At 48.9% G+C, this 22630-nt stretch carries 22 protein-coding genes and 2 pseudogenes; 8 read left to right on the plus strand and 16 right to left on the minus strand.

Going from position 1 to position 22630, the window contains the following annotated elements; translation table 11 throughout:
* Positions 1-308: 308 nt before the first annotated feature.
* From ACT3RR_RS20590 to ACT3RR_RS20620, 7 genes and pseudogenes are all read right to left on the minus strand, one after another.
* Positions 309-1259 (minus strand): 2-hydroxyacid dehydrogenase, encoded by a 951-nt coding sequence (locus ACT3RR_RS20590; protein ID WP_496201038.1) that lies wholly within the window; start codon positions 1257-1259, stop codon positions 309-311.
* A 9-nt stretch (positions 1260-1268) separates the two neighbouring features.
* Complete coding sequence (locus ACT3RR_RS20595) at positions 1269-2585, minus strand: MFS transporter (RefSeq protein WP_013575994.1); 1317 nt, start codon at positions 2583-2585, stop codon at positions 1269-1271.
* 158 nt (positions 2586-2743) lie between these two features.
* Positions 2744-3892, minus strand: a complete 1149-nt coding sequence (gene dgoD, locus ACT3RR_RS20600; RefSeq protein WP_496201039.1) for a galactonate dehydratase — start codon at positions 3890-3892, stop codon at positions 2744-2746.
* Positions 3889-4506, minus strand: a complete 618-nt coding sequence (locus tag ACT3RR_RS20605; RefSeq protein WP_496201040.1) for a 2-dehydro-3-deoxy-6-phosphogalactonate aldolase — start codon at positions 4504-4506, stop codon at positions 3889-3891. The genes dgoD and ACT3RR_RS20605 overlap by 4 nt, the downstream gene beginning before the upstream one ends.
* A complete protein-coding gene (locus ACT3RR_RS20610; protein ID WP_496201041.1) occupies positions 4490-5386 on the minus strand; it encodes a 2-dehydro-3-deoxygalactonokinase in 897 nt (298 codons plus the stop codon). Before ACT3RR_RS20610 ends, ACT3RR_RS20605 begins: the two co-directional genes overlap by 17 nt.
* Positions 5383-6081, minus strand: coding sequence for a D-galactonate utilization transcriptional regulator DgoR (dgoR, locus tag ACT3RR_RS20615; RefSeq protein ID WP_496201042.1), 699 nt, complete (start codon positions 6079-6081; stop codon positions 5383-5385). The genes ACT3RR_RS20610 and dgoR overlap by 4 nt, the downstream gene beginning before the upstream one ends.
* A 300-nt stretch (positions 6082-6381) precedes the next feature.
* A pseudogene (locus tag ACT3RR_RS20620) lies at positions 6382-6591 on the minus strand (GNAT family N-acetyltransferase); the annotation flags it as partial.
* Positions 6592-6722: 131 nt separating this feature from the next.
* Here ACT3RR_RS20620 and ACT3RR_RS20625 point away from each other — a divergent pair.
* Positions 6723-6965: pseudogene (locus tag ACT3RR_RS20625) on the plus strand (GNAT family N-acetyltransferase); the annotation flags it as partial.
* A gap of 64 nt (positions 6966-7029) precedes the next feature.
* On the opposite strand, the gene ACT3RR_RS20630 reads toward ACT3RR_RS20625, so the two are convergent.
* Entirely contained in the window at positions 7030-7677 is a 648-nt protein-coding gene (locus tag ACT3RR_RS20630) for a recombinase family protein (RefSeq protein WP_491728786.1), read from the minus strand.
* A 346-nt stretch (positions 7678-8023) separates the two neighbouring features.
* On the opposite strand from ACT3RR_RS20630, the gene ACT3RR_RS20635 reads away from it, so the two are divergent.
* The gene (locus tag ACT3RR_RS20635) at positions 8024-10645 is read left to right on the plus strand and encodes a TrlF family AAA-like ATPase (RefSeq protein WP_496201043.1); all 2622 of its coding nucleotides are present in this window, start codon (positions 8024-8026) and stop codon (positions 10643-10645) included.
* A 63-nt stretch (positions 10646-10708) separates the two neighbouring features.
* Here ACT3RR_RS20635 and ACT3RR_RS20640 read toward each other — a convergent pair whose 3' ends face one another.
* The 8 genes from ACT3RR_RS20640 to umuD all read right to left on the minus strand — a co-directional run bounded on the left by ACT3RR_RS20640 (position 10709) and on the right by umuD (position 18028).
* Complete coding sequence (locus ACT3RR_RS20640) at positions 10709-11308, minus strand: DUF2913 family protein (RefSeq protein ID WP_496201044.1); 600 nt, start codon at positions 11306-11308, stop codon at positions 10709-10711.
* A gap of 102 nt (positions 11309-11410) precedes the next feature.
* Positions 11411-12349, minus strand: a complete 939-nt coding sequence (locus ACT3RR_RS20645) for an Rpn family recombination-promoting nuclease/putative transposase (protein WP_213052962.1) — start codon at positions 12347-12349, stop codon at positions 11411-11413.
* A gap of 423 nt (positions 12350-12772) precedes the next feature.
* Complete coding sequence (locus ACT3RR_RS20650; RefSeq protein WP_275859725.1) at positions 12773-13654, minus strand: RepB family plasmid replication initiator protein; 882 nt, start codon at positions 13652-13654, stop codon at positions 12773-12775.
* Positions 13655-13981: 327 nt separating this feature from the next.
* Positions 13982-14800 carry an FRG domain-containing protein gene (locus ACT3RR_RS20655; protein ID WP_496201045.1) on the minus strand — a complete coding sequence of 273 codons (819 nt, stop codon included), beginning with the start codon at positions 14798-14800 and terminating at the stop codon, positions 13982-13984.
* An 81-nt stretch (positions 14801-14881) separates the two neighbouring features.
* Positions 14882-15151, minus strand: a complete 270-nt coding sequence (locus ACT3RR_RS20660) for a ribbon-helix-helix domain-containing protein (protein WP_496201046.1) — start codon at positions 15149-15151, stop codon at positions 14882-14884.
* A 30-nt stretch (positions 15152-15181) separates the two neighbouring features.
* A complete protein-coding gene (locus ACT3RR_RS20665) occupies positions 15182-15832 on the minus strand; it encodes an AAA family ATPase (protein WP_140475075.1) in 651 nt (216 codons plus the stop codon).
* A 499-nt stretch (positions 15833-16331) separates the two neighbouring features.
* The gene (gene umuC / locus ACT3RR_RS20670; RefSeq protein WP_496201071.1) at positions 16332-17606 is read right to left on the minus strand and encodes a translesion error-prone DNA polymerase V subunit UmuC; all 1275 of its coding nucleotides are present in this window, start codon (positions 17604-17606) and stop codon (positions 16332-16334) included.
* Positions 17606-18028 carry a translesion error-prone DNA polymerase V autoproteolytic subunit gene (gene umuD, locus ACT3RR_RS20675; RefSeq protein WP_224267004.1) on the minus strand — a complete coding sequence of 141 codons (423 nt, stop codon included), beginning with the start codon at positions 18026-18028 and terminating at the stop codon, positions 17606-17608. Before umuD ends, umuC begins: the two co-directional genes overlap by 1 nt.
* Positions 18029-18297: 269 nt before the next feature.
* Here umuD and parM point away from each other — a divergent pair, with 269 nt between their 5' ends.
* The 6 genes from parM to ACT3RR_RS20705 all read left to right on the plus strand — a co-directional run bounded on the left by parM (position 18298) and on the right by ACT3RR_RS20705 (position 21921).
* Positions 18298-19263 carry a plasmid segregation protein ParM domain-containing protein gene (gene parM, locus ACT3RR_RS20680; protein ID WP_421589578.1) on the plus strand — a complete coding sequence of 322 codons (966 nt, stop codon included), beginning with the start codon at positions 18298-18300 and terminating at the stop codon, positions 19261-19263.
* 18 nt (positions 19264-19281) lie between these two features.
* A complete protein-coding gene (locus ACT3RR_RS20685; RefSeq protein WP_224266898.1) occupies positions 19282-19677 on the plus strand; it encodes a plasmid partitioning/stability family protein in 396 nt (131 codons plus the stop codon).
* Between the two features lie 37 nt (positions 19678-19714).
* Positions 19715-19948, plus strand: coding sequence for a hypothetical protein (locus tag ACT3RR_RS20690; RefSeq protein WP_496201047.1), 234 nt, complete (start codon positions 19715-19717; stop codon positions 19946-19948).
* Positions 19949-20243: 295 nt separating this feature from the next.
* The gene (locus ACT3RR_RS20695) at positions 20244-20477 is read left to right on the plus strand and encodes a hypothetical protein (protein WP_413536286.1); all 234 of its coding nucleotides are present in this window, start codon (positions 20244-20246) and stop codon (positions 20475-20477) included.
* 539 nt (positions 20478-21016) lie between these two features.
* On the plus strand, positions 21017-21700 hold the full coding sequence (locus tag ACT3RR_RS20700; RefSeq protein WP_496201048.1) for a DNA methyltransferase: 684 nt from the start codon (positions 21017-21019) through the stop codon (positions 21698-21700).
* Positions 21697-21921: a hypothetical protein gene (locus ACT3RR_RS20705; RefSeq protein ID WP_496201049.1), complete on the plus strand. Its 225-nt coding sequence runs from the start codon at positions 21697-21699 to the stop codon at positions 21919-21921. The genes ACT3RR_RS20700 and ACT3RR_RS20705 overlap by 4 nt, the downstream gene beginning before the upstream one ends.
* Positions 21922-22630: the final 709 nt, after the last annotated feature.

Consider the following 22630-nt stretch of genomic DNA (forward strand, 5'->3'; position numbering starts at 1 on the left):
CCCCCGTATTGTGGGTTTAGGCCTCGCGCTGGTTGCAGCTAATGTGGGCTGAAAAAGTGCGATAAATGCAGGTTTGGCCATTTATAAACGCAGGTCGCTACAGCTAGGTTGTTCAAAAAACATACTTAGCGTACGTTTCCGTACGGTTGGGCTTCAGACCCCTCTGCCATTGAATACCTCAGGCATTTCCAGTCTTCCCTCCGCTCCGGGACAATTATCCCCTCCCGGATGGGGGTTTAACGCTGACAATCAATAAGCGCGGCTTAACGCCGCGCTTTGATTTAAATGCAGAATACGTTTTCATTCGCTTACTGCGGAACAGGTGTCACCAACGGCTCGCCAGCAAAATAGGCGTTGACATTTTCCAGCACCAGACGCGACATCTCTTTGCGCGTCGCCCAGGTAGCACTGGCCATATGCGGCGTGACCACCACATTTGCCCGGTGTAACAATGCGTGCGGGACGTGCGGTTCGTCGGTGAAAACATCCAGACCGGCTCCCCCGAGTGTCCCCTCTTCGATGGCTTCAATCAGCGCCCGCTCATCGACTACCGAACCACGGGAAATATTGATCAGAATGCCTTCCGCGCCCAGAGCATTCAATACATCGCGGTTAACGAGGCCGCGGGTTTCGGCACCACCGTTGGTACAGACCACCAGAAAATCACTCGCCCCGGCCAGCGATAGCAATGTTGCATGGAAGGTGTAATCCGTGTCGGCAAGTGCGGCGCGATCCGTATAGGCGATCGACATATTAAATGCCGCAGCGCGTTTGGCGATAGCACGCCCAATACGCCCCATGCCAATAATGCCTAACCGCGCCCCTGAGACTTTACGGGTCCAGGGATAACCGCCCTTCTGCCATGCTCCCTGTTCGATAAAGCGTTGTGCTGCGGGGATCTGGCGTGACGTTGCCAGTATCAACCCCATGGCCAGGTCGGCGACGTCATCCGTCAATACGCCGGGAGTATGGGTCACAGCGATCTCACGCTCTTTTGCTGCGGCAACATCAATACCGTCATAGCCAACACCAAAGTCGCTGATGAGTTCAAGGTTAGGTAGCCGTCCCATAAATTCGCGACTGACCACGGCTTCGCCGTTGGTGAGTACTACACGAAACTCGGCGGCTAACCGGTCAAACTCCCCGGCGGCCATGTCGTTGTATTCATACACATCGTATAGCGCGTTCAGTTGCGCATTCAACTGATCTGGCAGCGATGCCTGTTTTAATACTTTCTGTTTAACCGCGATATTCTTCATAACGAGACCTTAGTGTTGCGATAATGATGAGGCTGACGATTTTGTCGCTATTACTTTAGCCGGACGGCCGACATAGATACCGACGATGCCGCCGATAACCAGTGCCGTAGCAATGATCAATAAGCCATAATGGAAACTGCCGGTGACATCCTTTATTTTTCCCAGCAATGGCGGCAATCCCAGACCGGCAAAGTTGGCAATGGCATTAATGAAAGCAATAGAAGCCGCCGCAGCGACACCTGCTAATTTTTCGGTCGTTACCGCCCAGAATATCGGGGTCAGTGCGAAGTTAAAGCCTACAGTCAATACCAGCATAATATAGGCAATAAAGAGGTTGCTGGTATATATCGAGGCAGCCAGCAGTAAGCCGGAAATAATCAACGGCACTCCCAGATGTAGCGAGCGCTCTTTGGTGAGATCCGAATGACGTCCATTCACGTACATAAAGATCGCTGCAAAGGCAAAAGGAATGGCCGACAAAACGCTAATAACGAAATTACTCTGTTCTGTAGCCACACTTTTAATAATGAGCGGCAGGAAGAGTGTAATACCAATTGAGCAAAATGCTTGCAGGAACCACACCAGACTCAACATCAATACCACTTTATTCCTGAGCGCACTGGCCCATGAATGATGTTTCCCTACTTCTACGTCACCATTCTCTTGTTGTAACCGGGTGTTCAGCCATTTTTTCTCGTCCGCACTCAACCAGGTGGCATGATTTGGCGTATCCGGCAGACGTAACAGTACCAGACAGCCGAGAATGATGGCCGGGATGCCTTCCATCGCAAACAGCCAGCGCCAGCCCGCGATATCGGCAATGCCGTGCATATTGAGAATACTGCCGGAAATCGGTAATCCAATCACTGACGCCAGCACCGATCCCATATAGAAGAACGACATGGCACGGGCGCGGTTGCTCTTGGGAAACCAGCAGGAGATATAGTAGATAATCCCCGGTGTAAACCCGGCTTCTGCCATACCCAGCAAAAAGCGCATCACGTACAGTTGTGTCGGCGTATGGACCAGTGACATCCCGGCGCTGACAACCCCCCAGGTAATCATGATGCGCGCAATCCAGATGCGTGCACCAACCCGCGTCATAATGACGTTACTGGGTATTTCAAAAATGATGTAGGAGATATAGAACATACCGACACCCAGGCCATACATGCTGGCAGACAGGCCCAAATCGGCATTCATTTGCAGTGCCGCAACGGATATATTGGTTTTATCCAGATTGGCAACAAAGTAGCAAATAATAATAAAAGGTATTATTTTTGCGTTTAATTTTTTTAGTGTTGTAGAGCACAGATCGATGTTCATTATTATCACCTTAATGAGTCTGTCCCTGGTGTCAGGGCATAAGATGGCCATTCCACGTAATGTGGAATAAAAACAAATACAGATATATCGATATTATTAATTGCTTTATTGATATAGTTTTACCTGATATTTCTATTATTTATAATATATAGAGCAGGTTACCATTCGGCGACAGCACCATCTTCATAACGCCAAATTGGGTTGCGCCAGTCAGACGCATTCTTACTGCGCTCAATCACCAACTCCTCATTAATTTCAACGCCCAGCCCGGGTTTATTCAGCGGGTAGAAATAACCATCCGTCATGGTAAAATCTTCTTTATTAATGACATAATCCAATAATTCGGCACCCTTATTATAATGGATACCCATACTCTGCTCCTGGAATACCGCATTACGCGCCACAAAATCCAGATGCAGGCAAGAAGCCAGTGCGATCGGCCCCAACGGACAATGCGGTGCCAGCGAAATATCGTAAGACTCTGCCATCGCCGCAATTTTGAAGCATTCCGTGATCCCACCCGCGTGCGACAAATCCGGCTGGATAATGGCTAAACCACCGTCGGCCAATACACGTTTGAACTCAAAGCGCGAGAACATGCGTTCACCGGCAGCAATGGGAATATGTGTCTGAGCAGCCAGACGAGGATAGTATTCTGCCTGTTCGGCCAGTACCGGTTCTTCGATAAATAACGGACGGTAAGGTTCGAGCTCTTTGATCAGAATCTTCGCCATAGGTGCATTGACGCGGCCATGGAAGTCGAGTCCGAACTCAATGCTGTTACCGAATGCTTCACGTATTTGCGCCACAACAGCGACGGCATCGTCAACTTTACGTGAATTGTCTATCATGCCCATTTCTTCGCAGCCATTGAGTTTAAAGGTATCAAAACCAATGCCTTTCAACTTTTTAATGCCTTCAATCACATCTGCCGGGCGGTCGCCGCCAACCCAACTGTAGGCTTTAATCTTATCGCGAACCAAACCACCGAGCAGTTGATAGACAGGAACGCCCAGGGCTTTGCCCTTAATGTCCCACAGTGCCTGATCGATGCCGGAAATCGCGCTCATCAGAATCGGACCACCGCGATAAAATCCACCGCGATAGAGGGTCTGCCAAATGTCATTGATGCGCGCCGGATCCTGTCCGATCACATATTCAGACAGCTCATGCACAGCAGCCTCCACACTGCGGGCACGGCCTTCAACAACCGGCTCTCCCCAACCGACAATGCCTTCATCAGTTTCTATTTTCAGGAACATCCAGCGCGGCGGCAGCCGGTAGGTGGTTAGTTTAGTCACTTTCATCGGGTTGATTCCTTATAAGCTTTAACAAAGGCGTTAGCTTGTTGTGTCGTACGTTCAACAGACTGTCCGGCACGGTAGAGATCACTTCCCAACCCTGCACCGATACAACCGGCATTAAGATAGAGATGTAAATTTTCAGGAGTGATACCCCCCACGGCAAAGACCGGAATTTCTGGCGGTAGCACCGCTTTCAACGCTTTAATGTAATCCGGTCCAAAGGCGTTGGAAGGGAAGATTTTCAGCGCCTGAGCGCCCGCATCCAGCGCATTGAAGGCTTCCGTCGCGGTCGCGCAACCAGAGCAGACGGTCATGCCATACCCCACAGCCCGGCGAATCACTTCCGCCTGAATATTAGGGGTGACCACCAGACGGCTGCCCATCGCATTCAGTTCATCAACTTGCGCAGGTTGTAAAACCGTCCCGGCACCAATCAGCGCCCGATGCCCGAACTCTTTCACCGTTTCACTGATGCTGCGCTGCCAGTCAGGCGAGTTGAGTGGGATCTCCACGGCATCAAAACCTGCCTCCAGCAATGCTGCCACATGCGCCTGAACGTCTTGTGGCGTGATACCACGCAGAATGGCGATTAACGGAAGTTCAGTATTCCAACTCATTGATAATACTCCTTATACCTGCCTGGAAAGCGCGGTCGCCTTCCAGCGTTTGCCAGGTCAGTCCGGCAAACTTCAATGCCTGCTGGTAACGTGCGGTCAGTTTGGGACTCCCAATTAAGGTAATGGGCTGATCGCCAGTGATGCCGTATTGCCGCTGCATTTGCGACACTTCATTGCCGATCAACAACCCCGATAGCCATTCACTGACGGCGCTTTTATCTAATTGCCCTAACACATGCGCCGCGCGGGTCTCAAAAAGACTGCGAATAATGTTGGTTTCTTTGAAACCACTCTCCAGCCCCTGCTGGAATACCGCCGGATTTGCCTGTTGCTCAGTCAACCCGATACCAATCAGCGAATGGTGCATCAGCAAATGGTGGAGTTCGCCGGTCATGACGGTACGGAAATCAACAATCTCGCTACCGTCCATCTGTACCCATTTACTGTGCGTTCCCGGCATCAGGTAAAGCGAAGCCGGACATTCTGTATAAGCACCGATTAACTGTGTTTCTTCACCGCGAATGACATTGCAATTACCCTCGCTGACCACACTCAGACCGGGAATAATCCACGCGTTGAACGGTGTGGCCTGCTCCACCCGCGTTAACTGTCTGGAGAAATCAGTCAGCCGCGTCGGGCAAGGCAGATACGGTACCGTCATCCATCCCGCATTGCTGCCAACCATTCCCGCCATCAGAATCGGTACCTGATGAGCTTGCCAGGGTAAAAGTGTGTCGCGGAAAACCTGTTCAGGAGTACGGCCATTGAGCCGGGTAACCCCCGCTTCTGACTCCAGGTGATCGGTACATTCACCGTTCAGGTAGAGCCAGGCGCGCAAGTTGGTCGAGCCCCAGTCAATGGCGATATAACTTTCTCTCATGTAATATCCTTCAGCCTTTTGGTCGAGCTGGCGATCATTGTCAGTGCCGCCTGTTCTGCTGCATCTGCGTTCTGATGCCGTATCGCATCGTACAGATCCTGATGCTCCTTCAATGTGCGCGGCATGTTGGCTTTATCGGCCATATAGGTCCGTTCAAATACGGCACGCTGCAAGGAACTTATCGCCACACTGAGTTGTTGCAGCATCGGGTTATGCACCGACGCCAGTACCGCTTCGTGAAAACGGATATCAGCCTCATTGAAGGCGTCTCGATTTTGGTGATCGGCGATCATATCGTTAAGCGCCTTTTCAATAACCGCTAATTCACTGGAGGTCGCCCTTTCCGCAGCCCAGCGGGCAATGACCGGTTCAACCAGATTACGCACCTCGCTCATCGCCGGGATCAGCCGCGGGTCATATTCATTCGCCAACGACCACTGCAAAACATCGGTATCCAGATAATTCCACTGGTTGCGTAAAGCCACAAAAGCACCGCGATAACGCTTTATCTCCACCAGCCGCTTCGACATCAACGAGCGAAGCACTTCACGAATGATGTTCCGTGACGTCTGGAACTCTTCGCACAACTCCGTTTCCGCTGGCAGCGCAGACCCCGGGGCATATTTGCCACTGACGATTTGCTGCCCTATCTCGAGAATAATGCGATCGGTTTTGCTCAACTCCTGGCTACTCATAGATGCTCCACAAAAGACTAAAAGGAAAAGTTGCCGGGTACTTTACCTGTATCGAGCCTATGCGTCGCAAGATCACCGCACAATTCACAATTATTGTTCTTAACCTTGATTAAAATTGTAGTACAAAACATTAATCACATACTGCAATGTAGATCACAAAGTGGTCGATGCCTTGCGGTTTTGCTGAACAGCAGGGGTTAGCACGAAGATCGTTTTCGTTTGGCGAAAATCCAACAAGATGAGAATCTTTTATCGCTTTCTGGCCTGAGAGAAATGCGTCGAATTGAATTAAACAGGCTGGATGATGCCCTCAGTCTCTTTTAGGCATACAGCGAACTGGCTGGTATCACGGGCTCTCCTGTCAACCTCTTCTGTTGCATCTTCCCGTGAATTGAGTTTCTCGTCCTGAAAACAAGGTGTGCGGGGTGAAGACAGATAATCGAAAAGTGCCGATGCGTCTTTCTGTTTGAATGCGCGAATAATGAGTCGCGGTGTGGTAGTTAAAATCATTAAGACCTCATATTATCTGGCAGGTGTTTATGCATTCTGAAAAGGCGGGCAACTGGTAAATCCAGGTTGTCCGCGCTAACCTCACTGATTACTCAGGCATTGGGTCTATCACTTTTGAAAGGGCATAGGGAATGGTCAGCTTAGCGGAAGAAATCAGTCTTGAGGTAGGTGAAGATTCAGATGCAGCGCAATTGCTGCTAATTGAAGAAGGGCTCAATGAATTTAACGATCTTATGACGGGTATAAACGATCGTAAACCACTGTCTGTATTGGTCAGATCAACCCGCACGGGTAATGTACTTGGCGGAATGCAAGGGCGGTCATCGCTGGGACTCCTGTTTATAGATCTTTTTTATCTTCCACCCGAGTTGCGAAAATGTTAGGTTTTTTCCCGTATACCGGATAACTCCCCAAAGCGACCGATCACCATTTTGGTATTTATTCTATTTGCCTATCAGTATCCTTCATGATGATAGAATTTTTAACAATGCGTATGACTGTTCTTTCAGATACCCCGCACAATCTGGCCGTATCACGGATGCTTTGTTTATTTTTGATTCGAAGTTCAAGTATCTTTGTGTGCAGTTGCTGGTCCGCCTGGCGTCCACGAAATTTCCCAGCTGCTTTAGCCTTAATGATCCCTTCTTCCTGCCGCCTGCGCCGATCCTGATAATCTTTCCTGGCAATTGCAGCCAGCATATCGAGCATCATACCGTTGATGGCTTTCAGCATAGCCTGAGTAAATTCGTCACCAGCAGCTGCAGTTAACGCTATGTGGCTGGTGGGCAAATCCAGGCTGACCACAACAAGATGTTTATCCTGTATAAGCCGCTTAAGTTTTTGCCACCCTTCTTCATCCAGTCGAGATAAACGGTCAACCTGCTCGATCAGGATAATATCACCCGGTGCTGCGTCATCGAGCATGCGTAAAAGCTCAGGGCGCTGAAGTGATGCTCCCGAGACATTTTCGGTGTACCAACTGGCCATTCGAAAACCTTTCTCTTCAACGAACCCCTTCATCCTATTTTTTGCCCGGAGAGCATCCTGTTCCTTCGTTGATGCACGCAGATATCCATGAATGTACATTTTTCGTACCCTAAGTGACACTTAAATGATGATCATAATGTACATGACAGATAAGTAATGATCCAACGCAGAATAAGCGGAATTTTTGGTGGTGACATTAGAGTATACCTAAATATCATGTTAATTTTAATAATTACATAGAGAAAATTAACAGTTGTTATTAATTTGGTGCGAAGTGTTCTATAGGACAATACCAGCGGACCTTTTTCCTTGAGTCGGAATTTTAGTCAGATCGTGAATTCGCTTGATGAAAACGAAAAGGGAATGAAGCTGAATTTAATCCGGCCTAGAATCGACTCATACTGCTCATGAGTCATTGAGCTTTTAATGAATAAGGTGTCAAGGAATGTTTCCCATCTTCAACAATGGCAGTTGCTGGATTAAAGCCGATTTTCATCTCCATACACAGGCAGACAAAGAATTCAGGTATAGAGGCGAACCGGACAGATTTATTTCTGACTACGTGAAGACCCTCAAAGAGGCGGGTATAGGGCTGGGGGTTATCACCAATCATAACAAGTTTGATGTTGATGAATTTAAGGCTTTGCGTAGAGCGGCTGGTCGGGAGGGGATCGGATTACTGCCGGGAGTGGAGTTGTCGGTCAATGATGGTAAGGCAGGTGTACATACTCTTGTGGTATTTGCAGATGCCTGGTTCATTAATCAGCAGCAGACTAATCATATACAGAGCTTCCTTACTGCAACCTTTGCAGGGATTGATAACTTTGAAAATGAGAATGCCAGGTCTACGGAAAATATTGTTCAGACCATCCGTAGCCTAGACCGATATGGACGAGATTACTTTATTGTCTTTGCTCATGTTGAGGCAGATAACGGATTATGGGGTGGGATGACTCCTGGTAGGATTAAAGAACTTTTTGAAAATGAGCATGTTTGCCACCGTGCACTTGGTTTTCAGAAAGTCACGACTCGTGATTGGCGCGTAAAAATTCAGGAAAGTCTTGGTTGTCTTTATCCCGCCGAATTACAAGGTTGTGATGCAAAAAAACTTGAAGATATAGGTGCCAGAAAGGTCGCCTGTTACCTAAAATTGGGGAACTATAGTTTTGATGCCGTGCGTTTTGCATTGCAGGATTTCAATAATCGGGTCAGACCCGATATGCCGCTAGTAACACACAGCCATATCCGACAGATAGCGTTTGAGGGCGCCGGCTCTCTGGGAGGAACTGTTGTGAGATTTTCTCCAGAGCTTAATACCCTGATAGGGATCCGCGGAAGCGGAAAGTCATCCATTTTAGAAGGGGTGCGTTACGCTCTCGATATACCGTTCGGTGAAAAGGCCTCTGACAGGGAGTATAAGGAAAATCTCGTCAGCAATCTGCTCAAAAGCGGTGGAAAAATTACAGTGGATGCGATTTGCCGTCGTGGGATGGCTTATCAGATCACCCGTATCTACGGTCAATCGCCTGAAATCACCGTAAACGGGCAGGTTCGAGACGGAATTGCCTTGCGAGAGACCATCCTGCATAAGCCTGTCTACTTTGGTCAAAAAGATTTATCCAATACCGGTGCTGGATTTGAAAATGATTTAATTGAAAAACTTGCGGGGGAATTATTGATTCCTGTTCGCGAGAAAATAAGCCACCAAAACGCTGTTGTCATTGACGTGTTACGCCAGTTGCTACGCCTGAAAAAAACGGGTGAAGAGTTGGCAGAGTGGCAGGCGAAAGAGAAGGATGCAAAATTTAGACTCAGTTTTTACACACAACACGGTATTGAAGAAAAACTTGAGCGGCAGACAATCTTTGAACGCGATGAGCGTTACATCAGCAGTACCAACAAGCAGGCAACCGAAGCTCTGGACGCATTGCACGAAAAAATTGACGAAACTCTCGCTGGATTGAAATCCGAGCAGGTACATTTGTCAGCCCATAACCAACTCGACATTGATGATTACCGTGCGGGGTATGACCGCCTAACTGCTCACCTTGACACACTGTCTACTGTCATGGCCGATTCTCGCCAAATCCTTGAAGAACTAAATGGAAAACAGCAAGCTTTCACTCAGAAAAAGCATGCTCTGAATGATGAATTTGCCGAAATTGAACGTAGTCTGGCCGAAGACTTGCGACAGGCAGGTGCAGATAAAATTGACCCGACCGAGTTTCTGCAACTCAAATCAGGACTGGAAACAGCGGAGCAGAAGATCGCTGGGCTCATCCGAACCGAAGCCGGAAAAGAAGCCCTGAACCAAAGACTTAAGGAGGAACTGTCCAAACTGGGTGATCTCTGGGCAGGGGAATACAAAGAAATTGAAACGGTATTAGCCTCTGTCAACCGAGCGGATTCAGCATTGAAGATTATCCCCGTCTTTGCGAATGATAAAAAAACCATGCTGATAGTTTTGAAAGAGGCTTTTACCGGTAGCCGATTGCGGGAAAGCACTATCCAAGCTGTTATTGATGAATTCAGTGACTTTGGAGAACTCTGGTTAAACAGGGACAAAGTTTCAACCATCGTTACGGGATCCGCCGATACATTTATCGAACATCTAGAAAAGCAGATAGAGACTCTCATTACTTGGCAGCCACGCAATACCTATGCCATCGAGTTCAAGGGCAAACCGTTGGAGGAACATTCACTAGGCCAACGAGCTTCAGCGTTAATGCTTTTTGTCCTGAATCAGCAAGATAACGATGTGGTAATTATCGATCAGCCAGAGGACGACCTTGATAATCAGACTATCTATGATGATGTAATCAAGATTATCAGGATTATGAAACCCAAGACCCAATTTATCTTTGCCACGCACAATGCCAATATTCCAGTTCTTGGCGATGCAGAAAACGTGCATACCTGTGAATATGAACGTGGCAAAATTAAGTCTACTGGGGGCGGAGTTGATGCGCCGACCGTTCAGAAGCAAATTATTGCTGTAATGGAGGGGGGACGTGAAGCCTTTGAGCGACGCCGGGCTGTTTACGGTTCCTGGCTCAGCCAGAGTTGATTTAATCAGGCCTTTCTAAAAGCAGGCCTGAGAGCATTCGTTTACTCGCTTAAACTTTGGCAATTAGCTTGATTCAAGGGTAAAAACGGAAAACTCTGTTAATTCAGGTTGCTGTCGGAAAGAGAGATAACACTGTTCCATTAGGGCGTAAACACCTGAAATATCGCCCGTGAAGCGTATTGGCAAAGATTTTATCAGCGCTCCGGTGTCATCAAATGACGGATGAAGCTGGGCTTTTGGGGTATAGACGGCACTAGCTGTTTCAGAGCACTTCCAGCCGTTCTCCCAGTCTTTAGGCGGAACCAGAAAATCAAGCCATCCCATTGTCTTAAGGGTTTCGATAAAATAGGTGAAGCGAAAAAGTACGCTCTGGGTGGCGAGTTCGCCCACGCTGGAACGATATATATAATCTATTTTGTTAAACAGATTGGCAGAGAAACCATATTTTTTGCCCTGAGCCAACAACCATGCAATATCCGGTGCGACGTTTTTGGGCAGCAGACGCCGTTTCTGTGCGGTCATCAGCCACTGCATGATAAAGAGGTGTTGTTGCAGTGGGGACTGCGCTTTTCCTTCCTGCTGCGCGAGGCGGACAGCGACAAGCGCACACCAGGCTAAGTGGGATAATTCGGATGTCGGGCGGGTTTCGTAAGCGGCGGTCACTGGGCAATCTCGTAGTCAGATGTGGCGAGGCGTAATAGCTCAGCTCATGAGTGCGGAAATAAAATTAAAGAGAGGTCGGGTAAGTCCCAACCTCAGAGAGTATTAGTGGCGGATTTGCTCGACTTCAGTTTCGGTCAGACCGGTCATTTTCATGACCATTGCGCGATCGAGACCGCTGGCCAACATCGTGCGGGCAATTTTTAATGCAGCTTCGCGTTCGCCTTCTTCACGCCCTTTTTGCTCACCTAATTGCAGACCTTTCTGGATTCCGCGTTGTTCACCCTCAAGGCGTAACTGCTCAGCGATGGTCATAAGAGTCTCCTCATGTTGCGGCACGCGTGATGCCAACGTATTAATCAGGGCAGCCGGGTCACGGGATTCACCGGCCTGAAGCATATAGTTTATCACAGATATTAACTGTTCCTGCGTGGTGTTGCCACCGAGCAACAAGGTAGTCAGCTGGTCCAACAGTTCTGTCAGGTCGCGCTGGCGAATGTGTTTTTGCAGCAACTCAAGTATGGCCATCCGACGATGCTGCATAATTTCATCATCCGGAATTATCGTGATATCTACCAGTGGAAAATTTTCACCATACAGGGTTCGTGCATATTCAGGCGTTTCAAACTCATCCAGCCAGCTCATCGAATACGGGTAAGGACTGACTTTGCCCTGGTAAAAGAGAACCGGGATAACCAAAGGCAAAGTTTTATGCCCTGCATCGAGATGACGTTGCATTGCCGCAATGGCATATCTCATGAGGCGGAACGCCATGTGTTTATCTGGCGTGCTTTGGTGTTCGATGAGGCAATAAATATATCCTTCACCATTGCCCGCCTTCAGGGAGTACAGCACATCGGAATAATACGGCCGCAGGTCGTCTTCGATGAAAGATCCCGACGCCAGCTGCAACGTATTTAAATCACAAAGTTTACGCAACGCCGGTGGCAGATGGATATCCAGGAAATCGCGAGCAGTTTCGGGATGGGTCAAAAACTGTTTGAACACAGCGTCATGTAATGTTGGGGTCGTATTCTTCTTCATGGCTACTCCTGCCGACATATTCCTGTGATGATCTTACCATAGGCATCCTTCTGGCAATATTCATCCTTGCCAAACTTCCCATTCAGCCGTGTATTCACCCTAATATTATTTTTTAAACAGCTAAAATGACTATTAACATGGAATTTTTCAATATCTATAAAATATCATTTTAATATTAAATTAATAGGTTTTTGCACATCCAAACCGCATAGCGGTTACTTTCATAATGAAGGCGGTCACTTTCATAAAATCTGGTAAAATGATGCTGCTTTCATAATACACCCCTTGGATTTGTATACTATTCGTACATAAACGGTGAGAAGCGAAGACAATTTTAATGATATTTATGAAAGTGGCCGCTTAGCTCAAGGTTTTTATGAAAGCAACCGCTTTTCCCGCAAACATTTATGAAAGTGACCGCTTTTAAGAAGTCGCTAATCCGAGCTTGGGTGAACGGGTATGGATTATGAACATAATCTCCCTGCCCTTTTTCGTCTCTGTGTAGTCGATATAACCGATTTTCTTCAAATCAGACATAGCCCTGCGGATCGTCGCGTTCTGGTCCTTCACCTGCGATTCCATCGCCAGACGTTCTCTTAGGCGTTTCATAGAAACAAACAGCGTAGATGGGGGCATACTTTCAAAGTACACATACAGAGACTGAGCGGCTTCTTTACGGGATAACTCAGAAAGTGCTTTTAACCCAAGCAAAACCTTGTGGTCGTATCTGTAAAGTTCCCAAAGGCTTGGATCCCCAACTATTTCAACCAGATCAGCATCCATATCTAACACCGCACGTTGAACCAAATGCGTTACCAGGGAGCGTTTGCCATCTTTGCTGCGAAATGCCAGGGTAACACTCGATAAATTGAACAGAGAGTCGCTGAGACGCGTTCTGGCACGTCCGTTGATATCTGTGGGCTTCAAACCACACATACGTGCAAACTCAGAAAACGGTAAGGTTATCTTTTCACTGGAATAACCGTATTTTGAAAAGGCAGAAATGATCCCTATCCACGTTTTGAAATCAGTGGACATACCGAGCTTGGCGCCCTGAATCTTAATATTTGTATACCCTTCCTGCCTGGCAACCTCTAAGCTGGAAAGTTCTTCTGACGCATCAATCAAAAATTCCCGCTTCCCTTTTTCCTTAGGTGAAACAGGGGTAAACACGCTCAATCTAAGTAGTGCTACAGGCTGGACAGTTTTGCTGCTGTTCGGGATCAGTTCATAAGCTGTGCCTGAATCTTTCTTGATGATCGCGAATGGACTTTCAGGTGTATTGATATCATTAGAGTTTTCCATTTATCCACACCGTATTTGAAATTTGAGAACTATTTATGAAAGTAACCGCCTAAAGGTTATGAAAATAACCGCCTTTATTATGAAAGTAAACGCTAAATTTATGAAAGTAACCGCTTCTTTTATGAAAGTAACCGCTCAAAGTACCAATTTAAGTAATATTTTCAATAGAATACGAGACGGGTGATCTGTTTTTTTTTAATATGATCTAATTATGATCTTAAGAATTGTAATATCGGGTGTATATGTGGATAACTTATTGATACAGAAGACTCTGACTAGATCCAGTCTTCAGTTCGGAACGGATTAAAGGGATCTTCTCCTATTCATTCACCATCTTTCGTTGCTGTAACGTCCAAAATTTTCACTGTTGGCATAACCAAAACCGTCGATATCAGGAAACAAAGTTAACTGGCGTACATCAAAGCTATCTTCGAGGATCCTTAAACAAACGCTTTTCATTTCCGGCGTAAGACCAATCGCCAGGAATGTCTTCTTTTCTTTTTTAAACACCAAACTACTTACCGGGTCATCACAAACTCTGCTGTATAAAAATTCAGCGCTTTGAGCAGCAATTCTTTTTGTTACTACAGGTGGTTGCCAGACAACAGGATGTGAGCCCGTATCAAGACCTTTAGTGTCACCTGCCCCAAAAATTTCGTTATATCCCCTTTCTTTAGAACGACCTTCAAAACCCAGAATATTACTTATATGCCATCCCAGTAGAATGCCTGTTTTGTCAGTTTGCGATCTGCAAGCGAACCATAAAGCCACTAACATATTTCTTGATACATCGATCAGCCTTGTTGCAGCACCATGGTGTTGAAGCTTTGCCAGTAACTCAAAATCAGTCAACTTCCTGCCATTTTCATAGCCATACCCCTGATGCCAAGCGTTAAGTAGCAGATCTCTTTCATAATCGCGCATCGTCACCTCAGAAGGTGGCTCTTCCCAGCGTCTTTCTTTCAAGAGACGGCGATATGCTGAACTATGTATTGCCCAACTCACATCACCCTGCCCTCTCCACATGTATACACTTCGTCTGTCACCAGAATGGTCATCAATAATTTCCAAAATCTGGCTAAATTTACTAGGAGTGTATATTTCACCAAACAACACAGTCTGCGTTTTATGCACGTGTTTAATCATTATTACGACTCTAAAAAACAATCAATTTAATATTATAATGATAGTATTATAAGTGTTAAAATAAACGATAGAGAACATCCTCTAGTCTTTCTTCCCACCAATCATTGCGCCTTCATTAAGTACATGCCGGATCCCGATGTTGATCAGAGCCGCGCGCGAAAGCCCTAGGTCTCCTGCTTTCTGGTCTAATTGGTCAAGGATATCTGGGGTGATAGTTAACGTGATTTGTTGTTTTTTCCCTTTAATGACACCTTTCTTTTTGGCTGACTGGCCATCTGGAGCACCTTCGATGAAAGCATCTAGTTTAGCATTGGCTTCATTTGTTCTTTTTGGTGGTTTGGTAATTGCCATTTCATATCACCTTAATATTAATATGATGTTTTATTGATTGTTAAATAGGATGTTTATGAGGGTGGTAAGTTCCAGATTAGCTTTAGCATCTTGTGGCTTATATTCAAAGACACATTGGCCTGAACCAGCAGCATTTGAAAATGCCTTACGGCCAACAATATGATCAGGGATAAACTCAAGCTCCGGGTAATCGGTAAAGATGGCTGCAGCTTCTCTATTGTCTATTGAGTTACGATTTGCATCGGCAACGTTAATGATTGAGTAAGCTTTCAACCCGTCACGCACACTACGTGCCTCTGTAATTAGGTCTGAAATATCCTGCAAAGCCCATACATCAAAACTGCCTGGACGGTAGGGAACTAAAAGGACATCTGTTAAAACGAGTGCTGCACGCAATGCTGTTGAGTCCCTGCCGCCAGCATCAATGATCACATCATCATACTTTGCTTTTTGCTGCATAAGTTGTGAGCGCAGAATCGGGCCATCGGCATAAGCCGAGCATGCGATACCTGGTTGGATATCGTTTTGTGCTCTTATGCTGATTGCCGTCTGTGCTGTCTCCTGCCGGTCAGCATCAATAAGTAGGACATCACGGCCTTGCATGGCTCTGGCGGCAGCAATATTCACTGCAAGTGTTGTTTTCCCTACACCACCTTTAGTATTCCCAACTGTAAGAATCATTTTTTACCCTCATTTTAATATTAAAATGCTGTGCTTATGATGTTCTTATACTAGCAGTAAAATATCTTTTTAAACCAGCATTTTATTAGATAATCATCATAAAATGATATCGTTTTAATATTAATATGATTTGTTTTTGATGTGTAACTGATTGTTAGCTAGATAAAGATAAATTTCTTGCATGGGTTAACTGGGCTAGATGCAATTGCTATTGCATCAGAGTCACTTCTTCTCCACTTAGGTGGCTCTTCGATAGCCCTAGTTTTTAAAATACTATTTAAAATATTCCAAGCATAAAACTCCCGTCCGACCATACTGTGGGAATTGGGTAGGTAGGGCAGAGTAGAAGCACAATCCAGATTTTAAATGTTGAGATGGATTAATGGTATGTAAGTTATTTTAATATCATTACAATATTAAAAAAGTATGATTTAACAATCACAATGATTTTGATTTAATATCGTATTGCGGCTAAGATTTACACGCAGATAGAGAAGGGTCAACGAATCGAGGCAACCGGTAAATCCGACCATCTTGTGGTGTAAGCAGGGGATAGCATGTCACGTTTCATCTGCCATTCGGGTGCAATTCCACGCCCCGCAAACCATACCTTTCCCAGGCCAGAAGTATTGATGCCATCGAGGACGTGCATGAGCGCGTCACTGGCAGGGCGGGGCTGGACTTCATCGAACAAATCCAACTGTGATACACCGTTTGGTGTGAAATCATTGAGCATTATTCCGGCCTTAGCGTACCGGCGGCCATCGTCCCAGATGCGATCGAGCGCCTTCATTGCGGCCGCTATAATATCGCGGGTGTCTCGTGTCGGTGTGATGAGCTTTTCAGTGGCCACGTTGCTGTAATAGGTTTCGTTGACTGCGAAAGGTGATGTTTTCACGAAAACGGAAATATGCCTGCAGTACTGATGTTCACCCCTGAGCTTTTCCGCAGCCCGTTCGGCATACTGGCAGACGGCCTGACGCATCGCCTCATAGGTTGTGATCCTCTCGCCGAAAGAGCGGCTGCAGATAATTTGCTGCTTTGCAGGCGGGGCTTCCTCCAGGCTGATACAGCTTTCGCCGTTCAGTTCCCGACATATCCTTTCCAGGACAACGCTAAAGTTCTTCCTGATAAAAGTGGGATTCGCGCGAGCGAGCTGCAGGGCAGTGTGAATACCCATCAGGTTTAGCTTTTTTGAAATCCGGCTTCCGCAGCCCCAGACTTCCTGAACGGGCATCAGCGATAACAATTTTTCAGTCCGCCGGGGATTACTCGGCGTAAGAGCCAGTACACCCTTAAATTGTGGCCATTCCTTCGAGGCCCACTGAGCGGCTTTGGCCAAAACTTTGCCGGGTCCCATCCCTACACCGATTGTCAGGCCAGTTCCCTTCAGAACGTGCGCGCGCAACTGGTGGCCAAAGGTTTCAAAATCCATGCAGTTCTCGATGCTTCTGATATCAATAAACATTTCATCCACGCTGTATTGCTCGACGCGTGGCGAAAGTTCCTCTAAATGACTCATGACTCGTTGGGAAAATGAGTGGTATAAGGAATAATTGCTGGAGAACGCGTACACCTTCTCAGGGAACGACATCTGCTGGATCTGAAACCACGGCATGCCCATTTTTATGCCTAATTTTTTGGCTGCTGCGGATCTTGCCACACAACAACCATCATTATTACTCAATATTATCAATGGTTTACCTCGAAGTTTTGGGTTAAGAACCGCTTCGCAGCTTGCATAAAATGAATTTACGTCCGCCAGGGCAAACATCATTCTCCCCCCCGGGTTTTATGCACAAAAGCCATAACGACTCCAAAAATCTGCAAGTCCTCCGGATAGATTGTCGGAAAGTTAGGGTTCATGGCCTGAAGCCCTGGGCGAGGTGTCAGTAACAGTCTCTTTACCGTGAATTCACCGTCTATCTCCGCTATCACAATGTCACCATGATGTGCCTCTTCTGCCTTATCTACGACCATCAGGTCACCGCTGTGCAAACCGATATCTGTCATCGAATTTCCAATCGCCCGGACGAAGAACGTGGAGGATTTTTTCTTTATACAGTAATCGTTCAGATCCAGTTCTGCGTCAGCGTAGTCGGCACAAGGGCTGGGAAAACCGGCGGGGCATCGTTCAATAAACAGGGGTAACGAAACCTTCACCGGATCAACGGCGGCGGGAGTGATATGTAGCATGGCAACTCCTTTTAATAATACTGTATATAATTACAGTATTATTGTTGTGAAAAATCAGACTTGCAAGCGCCGCATGGCTTCTTTTAACTAGCTCCCTGTTTTCTCAGGCGGAAATAATTCGTGGGAACATTCTTTGAACAAAAGGCATCCCACCTCAAATAAACCCTATTTTGATGGTTTAATAATACTCATTATGAGTAATATTAATTGCCATTAGTCCTTTTTGGGGTATTATATTTACTCTAATTGAGTAAATATAAAGGTGTGTCATGAAAAAGATGGGTTGTGACGACGGTTCGACGAACGTAAAACTGGCCTGGCGGGACGGCGATGAAATCTGTACCTCTGTCTCGCCGAATTCGTTTAAAGCGGGGTGGAAGGTCGCCGGGATCGGCAGCAGTGAAACGTACAACTATGAAATTGACGGGCTGAAGTACTCCTTTGACAGCGTCAGCCATCAGGCGATCAATACCACCAACATCGAATACCAGTATGGCGACACCAATTTGCTGGCCGTACATCATGCACTGCTCACCAGTGGCCTGCCGCCACAGCCGGTAAGCCTGACGGTCACCTTACCTATCAGTGAGTTCTACACCAGCGACTGTCAGCATAACGAGGCCAACATACAGCGTAAAATCGATAACCTGCTGCGGCCGGTAACGCTGAACAAGCGCGAAACCTTCACCATCGCACACGTTGACGTCATGCCGGAATCGTTGCCTGCCGTGATATCGCCGCTGGAACGTGCAGGGGTAGGGGCGCTTGAAACCTCGCTGGTTATTGATCTGGGGGGAACGACGCTCGATGCCGGTGTCCTGGTGGGGCAGTTTGAAGATGTCAGTGCCATTCAGGGCAATTCTACGATCGGCGTATCGATGGTGACACAGGCCACACTCACGGCACTGCGTATGGCCAACAGCGACACCAGCGCCTTTGTGGCCGATCAACTGATACAGCGACGGCATGACCGCGAGTTTGCCGCCACAGTTGTCAACGATGAGTCAAAAGTGGACTATGTGCTGGACATGATAAGTTCGTCCATCGAGCGACTCGGGGAACGGGTGGTCAATGAGCTGTCGGCGTACCGCCAGGTGAACCGGGTTTGGCTGGTGGGTGGCGGGGCGTCGCTGATTGAGGCTGCCGTGCGCCGTGCCTGGAAACTGGCCCCCGACCGTATTGTGGTGGTCAATGAACCCCAGACGGCGCTGGTTCGCGAACTTGTTTTACTTTAATTCCAAGGAGCGCTATCCGTGACCGACAAACGTAAGAAACTGACCGTCTATTTGCACCCTGAAGACGACAGTCAGGATGCCAGGGCGATGGAGATTATCGAGTCAGTTCCCCTGCGCACCCGTGGTGATTTTTTCCGGGCGGCGATCGTCGGCGGAAGCGCGTTATACCAGCTGGATAAGCGTCTGCCTTATCTGTTGTCCATGCTGTTCGATGGCCAGCTGACCGCCGACCAGCTGGTGGGTATTATTCAGCAAACGACGGGATGGCAGCCCACGACGGCCAGCATTCAGGACGTCATTGCCGCCTGCGCTGGCCAGGTATCTGCCCCCTCAGTGCTCCCGGAACCCACCGGCAGTACGGAAGGGGAAGGGCAGGCCCGGACTAATTTCAAACGCATGCTGAAAAAAGACTGAAGCCCTCCGGCGTGCCGGAAGATTTGTGGAGAGAACCATGTCATTGATGCTGTTATGCAAAGGGATAATCGGACTGGAGACGCTGACGGGCAGGACGCGCAAAAGCGCGGCGGAGTGGTGTTTTCTCCTCAGCTGCCTGTTTATTGTGCCGCTGCTGATATTTGACGGATTCAGTGTGCCCGTGAAGATACTCCTGCAGCTGTGCTGGGCGATCGTGGTGGTACGCGCGGCCTTTCTGGCCTCTGAAACCTGGAAGAAAAACCGTAAGTAAAACCGATCATCGTTTTTCGCCGGCCTGCGTGCCGGTTTTTTTTATGACTACCTCAGGCCGGGAGTGTGCGGTTTTCACCTCAGCTGCAGACGATATGACGCTTCCTCGTCGCGGCTGTTCGTTCCTCGCGGTGCTGCGGTACGCCTCAGCCGAGTCTGCGGCGAGCGTTGCGGGTTTTTACAGGGTGGACTTTTTTTCCGCTTTTCGACATTCTTAAGACAACGGCCCGGTCGTGCTGGCCGGCTCAGAACCCGGACGCATGATCAGGGGCGCTTAACCCCGCTGGAGGCATGACATGGTCATTAATCCCCGCTTTCCCAAAGAGCTGATTTTCTTCTCGGACGTCAAAGATGCCGTCGCTGACGCGGCGACCCGCATTTTTCTGACAGGTAAAGAAATCTGTCACGATACCCTGGTGGAATGCCTGGCCGACCGGCAGGCTTACGCGAAAATCATTGAAGACAACTATACGGCCGGCGTGATGCAGCAGGCGATTAACCTGCTTGAAGAGCATCGTGGCCACCGCTGAGTTGCCCGCGATAAACAAAATGTCAGCTTCATTCATCGTCTGACCCCAGGGGCCGGCATGGCCGGTGTCTGTCCTGCTGCCATTCATTTCGGGTACCGCCCCGGTCGTCGCAGGCTACCGCCTCATTTCAAACCACTTTCGGTTATCCACAGATTCACTGAGTAACTTCGGTATTCGCGGGGGATAAGTCGGTGAACCTTGCTGCGCCGGTCCTGTACCTGGTGGCCTTTCACCCAAGGATGTCGCGTTGCTCCACATTTATGGCACCTCGCGGTGCCGACGCGCTTCAACATATCCCGCATCATCCCTTATTTCCCAAAATGTTAGCGCCAACGCCGTGCCCGCACTGTAGCCGGGCCGCTGCGCCTGCAAGTGTTCACTCCGTCGTCTCCTCACCCGTTCGCATCCGTCACGGCGCATTCAGCCCGTTCCGGGTTTGCGCTGCGGCTTCCGGGGACGCACCTGCCTGCTCCGCTTTGCGCCCGTCTGTCGTGGGGGCACGGCGCCGGCCGGTTCCGGCACTCTCTGTGAGTAACACTATGTCCCGATATATGCAGGGTGACTGTCAGCAGGTCATGTCAACATTTCCGTCCCGTTCCGTGGATTTTATCCTCACGGATCCGCCTTACCTGGTGGGGTTTACTGATCGGTCAGGGCGGTCTATTGCCAACGATAAACAGGGGGACTGGTTACTGCCGGCCAGCCGCGAGATGTTCCGGGTGCTGAAAAACGACAGTCTGGCGGTCAGTTTTTACGGCTGGAACCGGGTGGATCAGTTTATGGCCGCATGGAAAGCCGCCGGCTTTCGCGTGGTAGGCCACATTGTTTTCACCAAGACCTATGCTTCGAAATCCGCATTCGTCGGCTATCAGCACGAAAGCGCCTATGTCCTCGCCAGAGGGCGCCCGTCGTTGCCGGAAAAACCGCTCCCGGACGTCATGCCCTGGCAGTACACCGGCAACCGTCACCATCCGACGGAAAAGCCCGTCTCTATCCTGCGGCCGCTGATTGAGTCCTTCACGCAGCCGGGTGCGATAGTCCTCGACCCCTTTGCCGGAAGCGGTTCGACCTGCGTCGCGGCGGCGCAGTGCGGGCGACGCTGGATTGGCATCGAGTTAATGGAGGAGTACCACGCGGCGGGGCAGCGTCGCCTGGCGGAATTTCAGCGTCTGCGTCCGGCGGCGCCGGTTGCAACCTTTCAGCAGTACGGGAGCCTGATATGAGCAACTATTCAGACAATATTGCCCTGCGTGTGGACGTGGCGTCGCTGGCGAACGCGACCTATGAACTCCGCGAGCAGTTCCGGGCGTTTGAGAAAAAATACTTCTGGGGCAGCGATGAGTTAACCCAGCGCCTGGCCGGGCAGGTGGTGAACCAGCTCAGCGGCCAGATGCTGGAAATCTACAAACAAATTAACGAACTCGACCACGCCTTCAAGGACTGACCCTAAAAGCATGGCCCCGCATTTGAGCGGCGGGGCTATAGCCTGAATGCTTTGTTTGCCAGGGCGAACGTCAAATGCCATTGAACAGGGCGCTGCCGTGGCTTCGCCACCGCGGCTGCCCGCTCAATGCGCAATAAACTTGACGAAGGGAGTCGGTGTTCCGGGACGACCGGGCCTGTGCTGTCGCGTGATTTTCGTGAGGTAGCTTCTCCGCAACCTGCTGTGGCCTGGATTTATCTTCTGCTTCCTGGTCATCTGTGTCCGGCTTTTCTTTTCCACAACAAATCACCAGGGCTGGAACCTGTCCCCCTTCGGCTCATGACCAGCAAGCTGGTCAATCGTCGAGCCCGACTACGCTAACCGGCAAGCCGGTAAGCTCCGCGTAACCCCTGTGGGGTTACGGCCTGACGGCTAGGGTCTGATGGTAAAAAGCCAGGTCAACCCCCGCAGCCGGCTGCGCCGCCGCACGGACACTGGCCGGTAAACCGGCCGCTAAGGACGCCGGCGCGTTCCCCGCCGTCGGGTGTGTGCATTCTGCCGGATGCGGTTATCCATCTCGCGGCAAGCCCTTACGCGGAGGGCTGGGTGTAGCACCGCCGCCCAGGTTAACGCAAGGGTGAAATGCACGCCTGCGGCGCCCTTGCGTTCCCCCGTCCGTCGTCGCTACTTCGCCCTTTGCCGCGAAAGAACTCACCGAGAGATGACCATT

The sequence above is a fragment of the Ewingella sp. AOP8-B2-18 genome, from assembly GCF_052376015.1.
In the GTDB taxonomy this organism is placed as follows: domain Bacteria; phylum Pseudomonadota; class Gammaproteobacteria; order Enterobacterales; family Enterobacteriaceae; genus Ewingella; species Ewingella allii.